The following is a 13,984-nucleotide window of genomic DNA, read 5'->3' on the forward strand; positions in this document are numbered from 1 at the left end:
CGAACGAGAGGCCCTGAGCGAGCGTCCTACAACTCCTTGCGCTCCAGCGGCTGTTGGGCAGGTCCCTGGACGACCTTGCCGTCCACGTCGAAGCGGGAGCCGTGGCAGGGGCACTCCCAGGCCCGCTCCGCGCGGTTGAACGCCACCAGGCAGCCCAGGTGGGTGCAGCGCGCGGAGACGGCGTGGAGCTGTCCGGCCTCGTCGCGGTGGACGGCGCAGCGCTCCCCGGCGACGCGCACGACCGCGCCGTCGCCGGGGGCGATCCCGTCGACCGTCGAGCCGGTCCCCGTCGGCAGCCGGTCCCCCACGAAGTGGCGGGCCACGTCGGCCTGCTGCTTGAGGAAGGTGCCGCCCTCGCGGACGACGGAGGCGATGCGGCGCGGGTCGTAGAGGCCGCTCCAGGGGCAGTCGCGTCCGGTGATCAGGTCGCCGATCAGCCGGCCCGCCATGATGCCGCCGCTCATGCCCCAGCCGCCGAAGCCGGTGGCCACGTAGACGTTCCGGCTGCCGGGGTGCAGGGGGCCGACCAGCGGGACGGAGTCGGTGGAGTCGTTGTCCTGGGTGGCCCAGCGATGGGTGAAGGCCAGGTCGCCGAAGTGCCCGGTGGCCCAGCCGGCGAGCCTGTCGAACCGTTCCTCGACGTCGCCGCCCGCGCCGGGGGTGAAGTGCTCGCCGGTCACGACGAGGAGCCGCCGGCCGTCGGGCAGCGGCGCGGTGCGCACGGAGCGGGTGTTGTCCTCGGGGGTGATGTACGTGCCCCGCGGCGCGCGGCCGGCGTCGACCGGCGCGGCCAGCACCAGTTCGCGGCGCGGGGAGAGCCGGGTGAACAGCAGCGCGCGGTCGAAGACCGGGTAGTGGGTGGCGACGACGACGGCGCGGGCGGTCACCTTCGTCACCGACCGCGGGGACTCCACGGTCAGCTCGCAGGGGTCGCCCTCCTTCAGGCCGGTGACGCGGCTGTGCTCGTGGAGGGTGCCGCCGAGGCGCCGGACGGCGTCGGCGACGGCCAGGAGGTACTTGCGGGGGTGGAACTGGGCCTGGTCGGCGACCCGGACGGCGCCCGCGACCGGGAACGGCAGTTCGGTCTCCGTCACGTACTCGGCGGGCAGCCCCGCCTCCCTCGCGGCCTCCGCCTCGGCTTTCAGCTGGTCCGTGCGGGCGGGGTCCCGCGCGTAGGTGTAGGAGGCGGTGTCCTCCCATTCGCAGTCGACGCCCAGTTCCTCGGCGACGGCCGCGGCGTGCCGGACGGCTTCCGACTGGGACCGGGCGTACAGCCGGGCTCCCTCGGGGCCGCGGGTGCGCCGCAGGTGGTCGTAGACGAGGGTGTGCTGGGCGCTCAGCTTGGCCGTGGTGTGGCCGGTGACGCCGGCCGCGATCCGGTCGGCCTCCAGGACGGCGACCGAGCGGCCGCGCCGGGCCAGTTCCAGGGCCGTGCTGAGCCCCGCGATGCCCGCGCCGACCACGGCCACGTCGACGGTGAGCGGCCCCTCGGGTGGGGGTGCCGGATCACCGGGCGGTGCGGTGTGCATCCAGTACGACCCGTGCATGTCCGCCTGCTGTTCCATGGGCCCCGAGTGCCCGCGCCGGGGCCGGTCACACGGCGTGCGGGCACGGGGGCGGGTGGCAGGAGGGCCGGGCGAGCGCGGGACCGCGTGACCGCATGACCACGTCACCGCGTGACCGGGTGACCGCACGGCCGGGTGACCGCACGGCCGGGTGACCAGGTGACCGCGCTCCGCCGGTGGCCGGGCGGGTCAGCAGTAGGTGATCGGGCAGCCGTGCCGCAGGGCGTACCGGGCGGCGCGCAGGTACAGCGCCGCGTAGAAGGCGGTGTCGAGGTCGTCGGCCCACGGGCCCGGTCGCGCGGCGGCGGTCGCGCGCGCCCCGTCCGCCGTGAACCACCGGCTCAGTTCGAGGTTGGCGCCGGTCTCCGGTATCGCGTCCAGGGGCAGGCCGAGGAGCGTGGCCAGCCGCTCGCCGACGGCGAGGGCCTGCGGAGCGCCGGCGACGACCGTCTCGTCGGTGTAGGCGGAGCCGAACGGCAGCACGACCGGATCCGTCAGGGACACGGGCACCAGGACGGTCCAGCCGTAGAAGGCGTCGCGCTCGGCCTCCGTCAGCCGGTCCCGGCAGAACGCGTCGAACCCCGCCATGGGCGGAGCGGCCTTCTCCTCGAACCGGCCGCCCCCGCCCCCGCGGCCGGCCGCCGGACCGGACCCCGGTGCGCGGGGCGGCAGTCCGCGTCGCCGCAGCTCGTCGCCGAGCGCCGCGGCGACGGCGCCGTACCCGCCCTCTTCCTCGCTGAACCATTCCCGCTCACCGATGCTCACCAGATAGACGCCCATGAGCGCACGGTAGCGGGCGGCACCGACGACGCGGGCCGGGCGCCGGGCCCCGCCGACCGCGCGGCGGGCCCCGCGGTCGCGGACCTGATGACAAGCGCGCTGAACAAGCGCTTAGATAGCTCCCGGAAACCTCGCCCGCTCCGCACCCGACCGCCGGAGGCCCCGTTGTTCACGTCCGTCGACGATGTCTCCGCCCGCCTCGCCGAGACCGGCTATCTGGCCTCGCCGTCCGTCGCCACCACCGTGTTCCTCGCCGACCGGCTCGGCAAGCCGCTCCTCGTGGAGGGGCCGGCCGGCGTCGGCAAGACGGAACTCGCCAAGGCCGTCGCCCAGGTGGCCGGCGCCCGGCTGGTGCGCCTGCAGTGCTACGAGGGGGTCGACGAGTCGCGGGCGCTGTACGAGTGGAACCACGCCAAGCAGTTGCTGCGCATCAGCGCGGGGCGCGGCGAGACGTGGGACGAGGCCCGCACGGACATCTTCAGCGAGGAGTTCCTCCTCCCCCGCCCGCTGCTCACCGCGATCCGCGGCGACGAGCCGACGGTGCTGCTGATCGACGAGACCGACAAGGCCGACGTGGAGGTGGAGGGCCTGCTCCTGGAGGTGCTCGGCGACTTCCAGGTCACCGTCCCCGAGCTGGGCACGATCACGGCGACCCGCCGCCCCTTCGTGGTGCTCACCTCGAACGCGAGCCGTGAGCTGTCGGAGGCGCTGCGCCGCCGCTGCCTGTTCCTGCACATCGGTTTCCCCGAGGAGGAACTGGAGCGGCGGATCGTCCGGCTGAAGGTGCCGGGCGTCGACGCGGCGCTGGCGGAGTCGGTCGTGCGGGTGGTGGGCGCGCTGCGCGCGATGGACCTGCGGAAGGCGCCCTCGGTCGCGGAGACGATCGACTGGGCGCGCACCCTGCTCGCACTGGGCGCCGGCGCGCTCGACGCGGACCTCGTGCGCGACACGCTCGGCGTGATCCTCAAGCACCAGGACGACGTCCTCAAGGCCGCCGCGAAGCTCGACCTGGACGCCGTGTGACCGGCGGCACGGAGGTGGCGGAGAGGCTGACGGGCCTGGTCGCGGCGCTGCGCGCGCACGGGCTGCGGGTCGGCACCGGCGAGACGGTGGACGCGGCGCGGGCGGCGGCCGTCCTGGGCTTCACCGACCGCGCGCTGCTGCGCGAGGGGCTGGCCGCGACGCTGCTGCACTCCGCGGACCAGCGGCGGGTGTTCGACGCGGTCTTCGACCTGTACTTCCCGTACGGCGTCGGCGTGTCCGGGTCCGGCGGATCCGGGCCCGTGCCGCCCGCCGGCCGGGACGACCTGCGGGACCGGCTCGCGGCCGCCCTCGCCGCCGACGACGCCGCCCTGACGGCCCGGTTGGCGATCGAGGCCGTCGACGGCTTGGGCGGGTACGGGAGTTCACCGGGGTCGGACGGCTGGTCGGCGCACCAGACCCTGGAACGGCTGCGCCCGCAGACGCTGCTGGCCCGGGTCCGGGACGAGGTGCGGCGGCGGGGCGGGGACGCCGGGTTCACCGACCGGCTGCTGGAGGACGAGGTCCGGCGGCGGATCGAGGCCTTCCGGGCGCTGGTCGCCGTGGAGGCGCGGCGCCGGGTGGCCGAGCGGCGGGGCCGGGACGAGATCGCCCGGCGGGCGGTGGCCCCGACCGCGGACCGGGTCGACTTCCTGTACGCGGGCCGCGACCGGCTGGCGGAACTGCGGCGCACCGTGCACCCGTTGGCGCGCAAGCTGGCCACCCGGCTGGCGGCGCGCCGGCGCCGGGCCGCGCGCGGCTCGATCGATCTGCGGCGCACGCTGCGCGGCTCGCTGTCGACGGGCGGGGTGCCGATGCGTCCGGTGCTGCGCCGCCGGCGCCCGGCCCGGCCCGAACTGGTGCTGCTGTGCGACGTGTCGGGCTCGGTGTCGGGCTTCTCCGACTTCACGATGCTGCTGGTGCAGGCGCTGCACGACCAGTTCGCCAAGGTGCGGGTGTTCGCCTTCGTCAACCGCGTCGACGAGGTCACCGGCCTGCTCCGGCACGGCGCGGCCGACCCGGAGGGCCTGGGCGCCCGCATCCGCGCGGAGGCGACGCTGACCGGCTGGCACGGCGGCAGCGACTACGGCGTCGCCCTGGGCGAGTTCGCCGAGCGGTACGGCGCGGCGGTCGGGCCCCGCACGACGGTCTTCGTGCTCGGCGACGCCCGCACGAACATGAGCGACCCCAACCTGCCCGCCGTACGGCGGATCGTGGCGCGGGCGCGCCGGGTGCACTGGCTGAATCCGGAGCCGCGGACGCAGTGGGGCACGGGGGACTCGGCCGCTCCGGACTACGCCGAACTGGTCGCGATGCACGAGTGCCGCACCGCACGCCAGCTCGGCGCGCTGATCGGCCGTATCCTCCCGGTCTGACTCCCGGTCTGACTCCCGGCCCGGCCGCCGGCTTGGCTGCCGGCCCGGCTCCCCGTCCGTCCGGCTCCCGGACCGGCTCCCGGACCGACCGGGCCGGTCTCAGTCGGCCTTCGCGTACTCCTGGGCCATCTGCCCGGCGAAGTCGTACGCCACCACCTGCTCGTCGCCGACCACCCAGGCGTCGTGGCCGGGCGAGCAGACGAACACGTCGCCGGGGCCCACCTCGCTCTCGGCGCCGTCGTCCATGCGGATGCGCATGCGGCCCTGGACGACGTAGCCGTTGTGGTGCACCTGGCAGCTCTCGGTTCCGGCGATCGGGGCAACCGCCTCGGACCAGCGCCAGCCGGGCTCGAAGGTCGCCACGGCGAAGTCCAGGCCCGTCATGTGGACGGCTTCGAGGTGCCCCCGCGGGAAATCGCGTCGCTCGTCCGGCTTGTCGAGCGTCTTCACTTCCAGCATGACGCTCCTCCCTTCCGGCCGCGGCCGACCGCGGCCGGGGCCGGTCTCCCCGGCGGCACCGGACGTCACCGGTGGGGGCCGGTCCCCACCCGTTCATCCTCCGCCCGCAACCCGAAGGCCGCCATTCGGGTGAACGCGGCGTCCACGGGCGACTGCCGGACGGTCGCCGAGCCCCTCCCGGTGATCCCGGGACGTCCCGGTGGGGTGTCCTCGTGGGTCTCCTTCGTGGGCCGTCCTCAGAACCCCTCCGGCGGGCCGCCCTCAGGCCTCCTCCCGCGGGCCGCCTCCGCAGAGCCGCGCGAAGCGTTCGGCGTCGATGTTGCCGCCCGAGACGATCACTCCGACCCGCTCCGGCAGGGCGCCGGTCCGGCCGGAGAGCAGGGCGGCCAGCCCGGTGGCACCGCTCGGCTCGACCACGATCCTCAGGCGTTCGAAGGCGAACCGCATGGCCGCGCGGATCTCGTCGTCGGAGACCAGCGCGATCTCGTCGACGAGTCGCCGGTTCACCGAGAAGGTGAGTTCACCGGGCGTGTGCAGGGCCTGGCCGTCGGCGATGGTGCGCGGCACCGGGATCTCGACGCGCCGCCCCGCCGCCAGCGACCGCCTGGTGTCGTCGCCGGCCTCCGGCTCGACGCCGACGATCCGGATCCCCCCGTACAGCGCCTTGGCCGCCGTGGCGCTGCCCGCGACGAGCCCGCCGCCGCCGACCGGCGCCAGCAGCGCTCCCAGCTCCCCCACCTCCTCGAGGAGTTCGAGGGCCGCCGTGCCCTGTCCCGCCATGACGTGCGGGTGCTCGTAGGGCGGGATGACGGTCAGGCCCCGCTCGGCGGCCAGGGCCTCGGCGACGGCCACCCGGTCGTCGCCGTAGCGGTCGTAGGTCACGATCTCGGCGCCGTACCCCCGGGTCGCCTCGCGCTTGGAGCGCGGGGCGTCGTCGGGCATGACGATCACCGCGGTGGTGCCCAGCTCCCGGGCGGCGAGGGCGACGGCCTGGGCGTGGTTGCCGGAGGAGTAGGCGGCGATGCCGCGCGCGAGCTGCGCGGGGGTGAGCCGGGAGGCGGCGTTGTAGGCGCCGCGGAACTTGAAGGCGCCGACCCGCTGGAAGTTCTCGCACTTCAGCAGGACTTCGGAGCCGACGAGCGCGTCGAGGGTGCGGGAGCGCAGGACGGGGGTGCGGTGGGCGACGCCCTTCAGGCGGGCGGCCGCGTCACGGACGTCGTCCAGGGTGATGGGCGGGGATGCGGTCGTCACGGGCGGGCTCCCTCGGAGGTGGGGTGCGGTCCGGGCCCGGCGTCCGCCCGGGCCCGGGACAGGTAGCTGTAGGCGGAGGCGCGGGAGATGCCGAGGCGGGCGGCGGCCTGTTCGACCGCCCCGCGCACGGCGAACACGCCGCGCTCGTCGAGGGCGCGGAAGAGCGCCAGGCGCCGGGTCCTCTCCAGGCCGGCCCAGGTCCGGTCGCGCGGCAGGTGGGTGTCGAGGAGGGCGTCGACGACGGAGTCGATGTCGTCGCCGAAGGTGGTCAGGGGCGGGTCCGCGGGCGGGCCGGCGGCCCCGGCCAGGGCGGCGAGGAGGGTCTGGACGCGGCCGACCTCGGTGACGTCCACGTTGACGCACAGGGCGCCGAACACCGTGCCGGCGGAGTCGCGCAGCACCATCGTCGAGGACTTCACCGTCCGGCCGCCGGCGGTACGGGTGACGTAGTTCAGTTCGTCGTCTGCGTCGTCGCCGCGGGCGAGGACACGCAGGCCGATCTCGCTCATCGCGCCGCCGACGGCCCGCCCGGTCACCTCCCCCGCGACGGCGACCACCGAGTTCTCCGGGCGCCGGTAGTCGTGCAGCACCACCTCGCACACCGGCCCGAAGGTGGCGGCGACGCCGTGCACGACGGGCACGAGGGCGCGCAGGACCGCGTCCCGTTCGCCGTCGCGGGCCCCTGCGGCCCGGATGTCGTCGTCGGCCATGCGGTTCCCCCTCCGTGTGCCGGTGCCGCACCTCCATTAGACCACGAATCCACGAGCTGGACGAAAAATCCAGGATCCGTCCGGGTCCGCCAGAGCTTCGCGGGAAGCGGGAGGATCAAGGGGTGGCATCGTCAATTGCCGTGTCCCTAGGATGGGTTGCCGACCGCGCCAGCCCTCGGCGCGGGCCCGTACTGGGGGATGAGATGCAGCCTGGCAAGCAGTTGTCCACGTCGATCGATGCCGCGGTTCCGACGGCCGCGCGCATGTACGACCACTATCTGGGCGGCAAGGACAACTACGCGGCGGACCGCGCGGCGTGCGAGGAGCTCGACAAGGTCGTCCCCAGCACGCGCGCCCTCGCCCTGAACAACCGGCGTTTCCTGCAGCGGGTCGTACGGACCCTGACGCAGGAGTACGGAATACGGCAGTACCTCGACCACGGCTCAGGTCTGCCCACGCAGAACAACGTGCACCAGGTCGCGCAGAGCGTCGACCCGACGGCACACGTCGTCTATGTCGACAACGACCCGATGGTGCTCGTCCACGGCCGGGCCCTGCTGGAGCAGGACGAGCGCACCACGGTCATACACGCCGACATGCGCGAGACCGAGGCGATCTTCACCCACCCCGACACCGAGCGTCTGATCGACTTCTCGGAGCCGGTGGCCGTGCTGTTCAACTCGGTGTTCCACTGCATCCCGGACAGCGGGACCGACGGGCCGCCGGCGGTGGTCCGGCGGGTGGCCGAACGCCTCGCGCCGGGCAGCTTCCTGGTGATGTGCCAACTGGTCAGCGAGGACCCGGAGGTCCGCGCCTTCGTCACGGACTTCATGGACCAGGCCACGCAGGGCCACTGGGGCCGGGTGCGCACGGAGGAGGACGTGGAGGCGCTGTTCGAGGGTCTGGAGATCCTCGACCCCGGCCTGGTGGAGGTCTCCACCTGGAGGCCGGACACCGAGGTGGCCCCCCGTCAGCTCACCCAGGAGTGGATCGAGTTCGGCGGCGTCGCCCGGCTGCCCTGAGCGGCACCGCCGCCCCTCGGTCCCCGCTCCCGGGTGCCCGGGGCCGGGGACCGAGGGGCGGCGGCCGGCAGCCGGCGGGTCAGGGCGTCCGGTAACGGGTCTCCGCCGTCTCGCGCAGGAGCGCGAGGGACTCCCGCGGGTTGAGCGCCTCGTCGGCCAGCCGGTCCAGCGTGACCCGGTACTCCTCCGTCTCGTCCTGGTCCTCCAGGAAGGTGGCGCTCCTGATCTGCTCGAGGTAGACGACGTCGGGCAGGTCGGAGCCGCCGAACCGCAGGTAGGTCACCGGGATCGCCGGCGCGGACGCGTGGGTGACGTCCAGCGGCACGACCTGCACGGTCACATGGGGCAGCGAGGCCATCCGCACCAGGTGGTCGAGCTGCTCCCGCATCACCTCGCGGCCGCCGAGCACCCGCAGGAGCACCGACTCGTCGACGACGGCCCACAGCTGCGGGGCGTCCGGCCGCTCCAGGAGCTGGGCGCGGCGCATGCGCAGCTCCACCCGGCGCTCCACCTCACGGACGGGCGCCATCGGCAGGCCGCGCTCGACGACGGCCCGGGTGTACGCAGGGGTCTGCAACAGCCCCGGCACGTACTGGATCTCGAAGGTACGGATGGCGGTGGCCGCCTCCTGGAGTCCCACCAGGCGGTCGAACCACTCGGGCATCAGCCGCTTGTCGTACCGCTGCCACCAGCCCGGCTCTCCCGCCCGCCGCAGCAACTGGAGCAGGACGGAGGCCTCGTAGGCATCCGTCCCGTACAGGTCCAGGAGCGCGCGGACGTCGGCCTCCGCAGGAGGACGGCGCCCCTTGCCCGCCTCTATCCGCGACAGCTTCGCCGGGCTGAACCCGAGCTCCCGCGCGGCCTGGTCCTGGGACAGCCCGGCAGCCTCGCGGATACCGGCGAGCTGCACGCCGACCAGCATTTTCAGCAAGGTCGGGGCGGGCTCGGTCCGGTTCAGATACGGTTCGAGGCGGGAGACGCGGGGTGACTCGGCAGACATCCTGGCTCCCCGTTCCAGCTTGCGTTGACGTACGGACGACGGGCTCCATTGTCGCATCCGAAGGCCACCGACCGCACGCCGCAAGGGAATTGGATCCGTCCGCGCCGTTCCGGAACCGGTGGCCGCGGGCCCTCACAGCAGGTGGTCGAACTCCCCGTCCTTCGCACCGGCCACGAACGCCGCCACCTCGGCCGGCGTGTAGACCAGAGCCGGCCCCTCCGGGTCGCGGGAGTTGCGCATCGCGACCCCTCCTCCGTCCAGGACGGCCACCTCGACGCAGTTGCCCTCGGCGTTGCTGTGGCTGCTCTTGATCCAGCGGGCGCCCAGCACGCTCGCCCGTATCCCGTTCGGCACTGCTCCGTTCGGCACTGACGACACAGCACTCTCCTCGCCAAGTACGCGCAATTTCCCGTGAAATTGCACGAGGACATCGTCAGCGTGGATAATAGCCCTGTCGTCAACAGCACTTCCCCCGCCCTGTACTGACGTTGCCTCAGGGAGATGCCGTGCCATCACCTGCGCAGTTCCGGAATCACGAGTCCGTCGTCCGCGACTCGCCCAGAACGGCCGTGCTGCACCTCTCCGGCTGCCGGGAGGGGTTCGCCGCGGCGCGGGACTTCACCCACCGCACCCTGGGCGGCTGGTCCCTGGAGCACTGTGCCGACGACGCCCTCACCGTCGTCACCGAACTCGCGGCCAACGCCGTCCTGCACGCCCTGCCGGACCCCGCGAAGGACACCGCGGGCGTGCGGCTCCGGCTCTCGCTGCGCCGCTCCCACCTGGTGTGCGCCGTCACCGACCCGAGCGACGACCTGCCCGTCTACCCGCGCGCCGGGGACTCCCTGCTGGAGCACGGCCGGGGACTGCACATCATCGAGGCCCTCTCGGAGCACTGGGGCTGGACGCGCCGCTGTCCCGTGGGCAAGACCGTCTGGGCCATGCTCCCGACCCGCGTCCACCTCTGACATGACCGCCATCAAGGGATCCACTCTCCTCGAGGACCTGGAAGAGGTCCCCTGGCCCGAGATGGCCGACTCGACCGGGTCCGCCGAAGCCATCCCGGTCCTGCTGGCCACCGTCGCCCGCGGCGACGCCGACACCGCCGGGCCCGCGCTCGACCAGCTGCGCCGGCGCATCTGCCAGTACGGCTTCGTGGTGGGGCAGGCGACGGCCGCCACCGTGCCCTTCCTCTGGGAACTCGTCCGGCTCCCGCAGGTCAGCTGCCGGGTCGAGATACTGCACCTGCTCAGGAGCATCGCCGAGGCCCGGCAGTGGGAGACCACCGCCGCCGCCTACCCCAAGCTGCTGCGCCACCGCGAGAGGTACGTGGAATGGGAACGCGACGCGCGCCACGCCGTCCACGCCCGGCGCGGCGTCCTGCGTCACCTGCTCGACGAACCGGACCACGACGTCGTGCGCGCCGGCAGGGAGCTCGCCGCAGCCCTGGCCGCCCGGTGAGGCGTTAGGTTGTGAGCCATGAGCAACCTTGACCGTGCGCCCGTGCCCAGCGTGTGCGGCGGACGCGGATTCGTCGTCGCCGAGCCCGTGCGGGAGCTGCTGAGCCCCCGGCACGTCCGGCTCGGGGAGTCGACCGAGGTACGGCGGCTGCTGCCGAACCTCGGCCGGCGCATGATCGGCGCCTGGGCGTTCGTCGACCACTACGGCCCCGACGACATCGCCGACGAGCCGGGCATGCAGGTCCCGCCGCACCCGCACATCGGTCTCCAGACCGTCAGCTGGCTGCACGAGGGCGAGGTGCTGCACCGCGACTCCACCGGCAGCCTCCAGACGATCCGCCCCCGCGAACTGGGCCTGATGACGTCGGGGCGGGCGATCAGCCACTCCGAGGAGAGCCCCAGGGCGCACGCCCCCACTCTGCACGGCGCCCAGCTCTGGGTCGCGCTGCCCGACGCCCACCGGCACACCGACCCGCACTTCGAGCACCACGCCACGCTGCCCACGGTCACGGCCCCCGGCCTCACCGCGACCGTGATCCTGGGCGACCTCGACGGCGCGACCTCGCCCGGCACCGCGTACACCCCGATCGTCGGCGCCGACCTGGCGCTCGCCCGCGGCGCCGACGTCCGGCTGCCGCTCGTCCCCGACTTCGAGTACGGCGTCCTGGCGATGTCCGGCGAGGTGCGCGTGGACGGTGTCCCCGTGCTGCCGGGCTCCATGCTCTACCTGGGCTGCGGCCGCCGCGAACTGCCTCTGCGCGCCGAGTCCGACGCCGCAGTGATGCTGCTCGGCGGCGAGCCCTTCGACGAAGAGCTGATCATGTGGTGGAACTTCGTCGCCCGCACCCAGGCCGAGATCGAACAGGCCCGTGAGGACTGGACGAAGGGGGCGCGCTTCGGCGAGGTGAAGGGCTACGACGGCGCTCCGCTGCCCGCACCCGAGCTGCCGCCGGTGCCGCTGAAACCCCGCGGGAGGGTGCGCTGACCCGGAGGAACACCGGAGCCCGCGGTCCGAGGCGCCCGGACCCGGCCGAACCGGCCGCAGGGCGGACGGTCTCCTGATTGCGGTCGCGCACCCGACCGGGCGGCGGCACACCGGGGGCGGTGCGGCACGGACTCCGAAGCGGACACGCCGTGCCGGCGTCACCGCCGGTGTGCCACGGCCAGTTCGATGAGGTACCGCTTGGTGACCCGGCCGCCGTACCGGCCGTCGATCAGGCCCGCGACGCACCCCAGCAGCCCGTTCCTGGCGGCTTCCGGGAGAGCCCGGTGGCCGGAGTAGGTCCGCAGCAGCTCCAGGTACTCCGACGTGGTGTACGTGAGGTCCCGTTCGTAGCGGCAGGAGACCGTGGGGCCGAACCCACCGCTGCGCGCGACCTCCCGCGCGTGGTCCGAGCCGTCGACGTCGGCGGCTTCCGGCGGCCGTGTCCCGGGCGGCGTGTCCGGATCGAAGCGCTCGTAGCAGCGCTGGACGTCGACGAAGAACTCCTCGGTGCCGCCCCTCACGTGCTGGGTCCGCACCACGGCGAGCGCCCCGCCCGGACGCAGCGCCTCGGCGGCCTTGGCCGTCCTCACCACGGGGTCGATCCAGTGGAACGCGGTCGCCGCGAGGACCACGTCGAACGGCTCCTCCGGCAGCGGCCAGCTCTCGAAGTCCGCCGTGACGACCTCCGCCCCCACGGCCCCGTCCAGGTTGCGGCGGGCGACCGCCGCCATGGCCGGCCCGGCTTCGACGGCCGTGATCCGGCAGCCCCGCCCGGCGAGCGGCACCGTCGCCTGACCGGTCCCGCAACCGATCTCCAGCACCCGGCTGCCGGGGCGCACGCCGGTGAGCTCCGCGAGGTCGTCGTACAGCTCCGGCGGATAGCCGGGCCTGGCCCGGTCGTACAGCTCCGCGTCCTCGTCGAACGTCCGGCCCAGACGCACCCGCCGGGATTCCTCGGGCCGGTCGTCGCGGCCGGCGTGCGTGATGTGGTCGGGCATGTGGAGCAGGTTAGACGAGAAGGCCCGAAATCCCCGGGTGCGTGCGACGGGGTCCGGTCGGCCGGTTCGTGACGACCGCCCCGGAGGCCCCCCGGGGTCTCGCGGCGGGTCTCGGTCCCGCGGCCCGCCGTCAGGCCGGCGGTCTCCCCTGGGGACGGGCGGCTTGGAGGTCGGCGAGGAGTTCGGCCTGCCCGGCCAGCACCCCGGACAGGATGGTCCGCGCGACCCGGAGCAGCTCGGCGATGTACGGGCTGGTCAGCGAGTAGTACACGGTCGAGCCCTCCTTGCGGGTCACGACCAGGTTCGCCCGGCGCAACACGGCGAGCTGCTGCGACAGGTGGGCCGGCTCGATGCCCACCTCGGGCAGCATCTCCGCCACGGCGTGCTCGCGTTCGCTCAGCAGCTCCAGGACGCGGATGCGCGCCGGGTGGCCCAGGGTCTTGAAGAACTCGGCCTTCAGTTGGTACAGCGGCGTACTCATCGTGCCGTCCTCTTCCCGACGTTCCCGACGTTCCCTACGTTCCCGGCCTTCGCGGAGTTCGCAGCGTTCGCGGCGTTCGCGGCGGAGCAGCACGGTCGTACCGGCCGGTCCGCGACGCATCGCATCACATCCACTCACCCACCCCACCCCACCGCCCGTCCGCCCGCCGCGCCGTGCAGGGCGGTGACGACCTCGGCAATTGCCAAGATTAGCAACTCGGTACGGGGCGCCACGGGGCCGTGGACCGGTCCCCGTCGTCCGGCCCGGTGGAGCCGTCCGGCCCGGTCAGAGGGGGAGGCTGATCCAGATGCTCTTGCCCCGGCCGTCGGCGTCGGTGCGCACGACCGCGGTGCCGCCGAGACCGAGGGCCAGTTCCATGACGATGGCCAGCCCGCCCGTCCCACCGGCGACCGCGCCGTACAGCAGGGGCTGGTAGGGATGACGGTCGTGCACGGCGAAGGCCAGGGTGTCCTCGCCGGCCGCGTAGACGACCGTCAGCTGCGGGGAGAGCTCCGCGGCGTGCCGGACGCTGTTGGTCACCAGTTCGCCGAGGATCAGCAGGGCCGGGTCGACGGTGGGGTGACGCGGGCTTATGCCCCACTCGGTCAGGGCCCGCTGGGCCGTCTCCCGGGCGGTGCGGACCGCGGACGGCACGGTGGGCAGCGTGAGCACGTGCCGGTGGGGCAGGGCTGCGAGCCGGGTGAACGTCACGGCTGCTCCGCGGGGGTCGTGGGGGACGCCGGTACCGTCGTGGGGCGCCGACGCGGGCGCGACGGGGCGTCGTACGGGACGCCGGTCCTCTCGGCGGAAACGCACCGGAGCGCAGCGGGCCGGGCGGGGGCGGACCGTCCCGGCGGGCTGCCTTCCGGCGGCCGGGGGG

General features: G+C 74.1%; 16 protein-coding genes. 6 read left to right on the plus strand and 10 right to left on the minus strand.

All coding sequences use genetic code 11. From position 1 onward, the window contains the following. Nucleotides 1-26: 26 nt before the first annotated feature. Both ACF09K_RS18705 and ACF09K_RS18710 read right to left on the minus strand, forming a co-directional pair. The gene (locus tag ACF09K_RS18705) at nucleotides 27-1,565 is read right to left on the minus strand and encodes an FAD-dependent oxidoreductase (protein WP_392244862.1); all 1,539 of its coding nucleotides are present in this window, start codon (nucleotides 1,563-1,565) and stop codon (nucleotides 27-29) included. Nucleotides 1,566-1,754: 189 nt separating this feature from the next. Next, nucleotides 1,755-2,345: a hypothetical protein gene (locus ACF09K_RS18710; protein WP_392244864.1), complete on the minus strand. Its 591-nt coding sequence runs from the start codon at nucleotides 2,343-2,345 to the stop codon at nucleotides 1,755-1,757. 165 nt (nucleotides 2,346-2,510) lie between these two features. Between ACF09K_RS18710 and ACF09K_RS18715 the strand changes: the two genes are divergently transcribed. Together ACF09K_RS18715 and ACF09K_RS18720 are read left to right on the plus strand one after the other, a co-directional pair. Further along, nucleotides 2,511-3,368, plus strand: coding sequence for an AAA family ATPase (locus ACF09K_RS18715; RefSeq protein WP_392244865.1), 858 nt, complete (start codon nucleotides 2,511-2,513; stop codon nucleotides 3,366-3,368). Further along, nucleotides 3,365-4,741, plus strand: coding sequence for a VWA domain-containing protein (locus tag ACF09K_RS18720; RefSeq protein WP_392244867.1), 1,377 nt, complete (start codon nucleotides 3,365-3,367; stop codon nucleotides 4,739-4,741). The genes ACF09K_RS18715 and ACF09K_RS18720 overlap by 4 nt, the downstream gene beginning before the upstream one ends. A gap of 99 nt (nucleotides 4,742-4,840) precedes the next feature. Here ACF09K_RS18720 and ACF09K_RS18725 read toward each other — a convergent pair whose 3' ends face one another. The 3 genes from ACF09K_RS18725 to ACF09K_RS18735 form a co-directional block, all read right to left on the minus strand. Beyond that, nucleotides 4,841-5,200: a cupin domain-containing protein gene (locus ACF09K_RS18725; protein WP_392244868.1), complete on the minus strand. Its 360-nt coding sequence runs from the start codon at nucleotides 5,198-5,200 to the stop codon at nucleotides 4,841-4,843. Between the two features lie 261 nt (nucleotides 5,201-5,461). After that, complete coding sequence (locus ACF09K_RS18730) at nucleotides 5,462-6,451, minus strand: pyridoxal-phosphate dependent enzyme (protein WP_392244869.1); 990 nt, start codon at nucleotides 6,449-6,451, stop codon at nucleotides 5,462-5,464. Next, nucleotides 6,448-7,161 (minus strand): transcriptional regulator, encoded by a 714-nt coding sequence (locus ACF09K_RS18735; RefSeq protein WP_392244871.1) that lies wholly within the window; start codon nucleotides 7,159-7,161, stop codon nucleotides 6,448-6,450. The genes ACF09K_RS18730 and ACF09K_RS18735 overlap by 4 nt, the downstream gene beginning before the upstream one ends. Nucleotides 7,162-7,364: 203 nt before the next feature. On the opposite strand from ACF09K_RS18735, the gene ACF09K_RS18740 reads away from it, so the two are divergent. Continuing rightward, nucleotides 7,365-8,183 carry an SAM-dependent methyltransferase gene (locus ACF09K_RS18740; RefSeq protein WP_392244873.1) on the plus strand — a complete coding sequence of 273 codons (819 nt, stop codon included), beginning with the start codon at nucleotides 7,365-7,367 and terminating at the stop codon, nucleotides 8,181-8,183. Nucleotides 8,184-8,262: 79 nt separating this feature from the next. Here ACF09K_RS18740 and ACF09K_RS18745 read toward each other — a convergent pair whose 3' ends face one another. Both ACF09K_RS18745 and ACF09K_RS18750 read right to left on the minus strand, forming a co-directional pair. Further along, nucleotides 8,263-9,183 carry a helix-turn-helix domain-containing protein gene (locus ACF09K_RS18745; RefSeq protein ID WP_392244874.1) on the minus strand — a complete coding sequence of 307 codons (921 nt, stop codon included), beginning with the start codon at nucleotides 9,181-9,183 and terminating at the stop codon, nucleotides 8,263-8,265. Nucleotides 9,184-9,315: 132 nt separating this feature from the next. Beyond that, nucleotides 9,316-9,537, minus strand: coding sequence for a DUF397 domain-containing protein (locus ACF09K_RS18750; protein ID WP_392245100.1), 222 nt, complete (start codon nucleotides 9,535-9,537; stop codon nucleotides 9,316-9,318). 152 nt (nucleotides 9,538-9,689) lie between these two features. Here ACF09K_RS18750 and ACF09K_RS18755 point away from each other — a divergent pair, with 152 nt between their 5' ends. The 3 genes from ACF09K_RS18755 to ACF09K_RS18765 are packed head-to-tail and all read left to right on the plus strand — an operon-like array spanning nucleotide 9,690 to nucleotide 11,625. Further along, a complete protein-coding gene (locus ACF09K_RS18755; RefSeq protein ID WP_392244875.1) occupies nucleotides 9,690-10,148 on the plus strand; it encodes an ATP-binding protein in 459 nt (152 codons plus the stop codon). A 1-nt stretch (nucleotide 10,149) separates the two neighbouring features. Beyond that, a complete protein-coding gene (locus ACF09K_RS18760) occupies nucleotides 10,150-10,641 on the plus strand; it encodes a hypothetical protein (RefSeq protein ID WP_392244876.1) in 492 nt (163 codons plus the stop codon). 18 nt (nucleotides 10,642-10,659) lie between these two features. Next, nucleotides 10,660-11,625, plus strand: a complete 966-nt coding sequence (locus ACF09K_RS18765) for a pirin family protein (RefSeq protein WP_392244877.1) — start codon at nucleotides 10,660-10,662, stop codon at nucleotides 11,623-11,625. A gap of 158 nt (nucleotides 11,626-11,783) precedes the next feature. Here ACF09K_RS18765 and ACF09K_RS18770 read toward each other — a convergent pair whose 3' ends face one another. From ACF09K_RS18770 to ACF09K_RS18780, 3 genes are all read right to left on the minus strand, one after another. Then, nucleotides 11,784-12,623, minus strand: coding sequence for a class I SAM-dependent methyltransferase (locus tag ACF09K_RS18770; RefSeq protein ID WP_392244879.1), 840 nt, complete (start codon nucleotides 12,621-12,623; stop codon nucleotides 11,784-11,786). A 130-nt stretch (nucleotides 12,624-12,753) separates the two neighbouring features. Next, complete coding sequence (locus tag ACF09K_RS18775) at nucleotides 12,754-13,104, minus strand: ArsR/SmtB family transcription factor (RefSeq protein WP_392244880.1); 351 nt, start codon at nucleotides 13,102-13,104, stop codon at nucleotides 12,754-12,756. A 285-nt stretch (nucleotides 13,105-13,389) separates the two neighbouring features. Then, on the minus strand, nucleotides 13,390-13,815 hold the full coding sequence (locus ACF09K_RS18780; RefSeq protein WP_392244882.1) for an ATP-binding protein: 426 nt from the start codon (nucleotides 13,813-13,815) through the stop codon (nucleotides 13,390-13,392). Nucleotides 13,816-13,984: the final 169 nt, after the last annotated feature.

It is taken from the genome of Streptomyces sp. NPDC014882 (genome assembly GCF_043081325.1).
In the GTDB taxonomy this organism is placed as follows: Bacteria; Actinomycetota; Actinomycetes; order Streptomycetales; family Streptomycetaceae; genus Streptomyces.

Excerpts from the sequence above, each read along its gene's own strand:
- ACF09K_RS18710 (WP_392244864.1), bottom strand. The coding sequence starts at position 2,345 with ATGGGCGTCTATCTGGTGAGCATCGGTGAGCGGGAATGGTTCAGCGAG.
- ACF09K_RS18705 (WP_392244862.1), bottom strand. The coding sequence starts at position 1,565 with ATGGAACAGCAGGCGGACATGCACGGGTCGTACTGGATGCACACCGCA.
- ACF09K_RS18725 (WP_392244868.1), bottom strand. The coding sequence starts at position 5,200 with ATGCTGGAAGTGAAGACGCTCGACAAGCCGGACGAGCGACGCGATTTC.
- ACF09K_RS18770 (WP_392244879.1), bottom strand. The coding sequence starts at position 12,623 with ATGCCCGACCACATCACGCACGCCGGCCGCGACGACCGGCCCGAGGAA.
- ACF09K_RS18735 (WP_392244871.1), bottom strand. The coding sequence starts at position 7,161 with ATGGCCGACGACGACATCCGGGCCGCAGGGGCCCGCGACGGCGAACGG.
- ACF09K_RS18740 (WP_392244873.1), top strand. The coding sequence starts at position 7,365 with ATGCAGCCTGGCAAGCAGTTGTCCACGTCGATCGATGCCGCGGTTCCG.
- ACF09K_RS18760 (WP_392244876.1), top strand. The coding sequence starts at position 10,150 with ATGACCGCCATCAAGGGATCCACTCTCCTCGAGGACCTGGAAGAGGTC.
- ACF09K_RS18775 (WP_392244880.1), bottom strand. The coding sequence starts at position 13,104 with ATGAGTACGCCGCTGTACCAACTGAAGGCCGAGTTCTTCAAGACCCTG.
- ACF09K_RS18745 (WP_392244874.1), bottom strand. The coding sequence starts at position 9,183 with ATGTCTGCCGAGTCACCCCGCGTCTCCCGCCTCGAACCGTATCTGAAC.
- ACF09K_RS18765 (WP_392244877.1), top strand. The coding sequence starts at position 10,660 with ATGAGCAACCTTGACCGTGCGCCCGTGCCCAGCGTGTGCGGCGGACGC.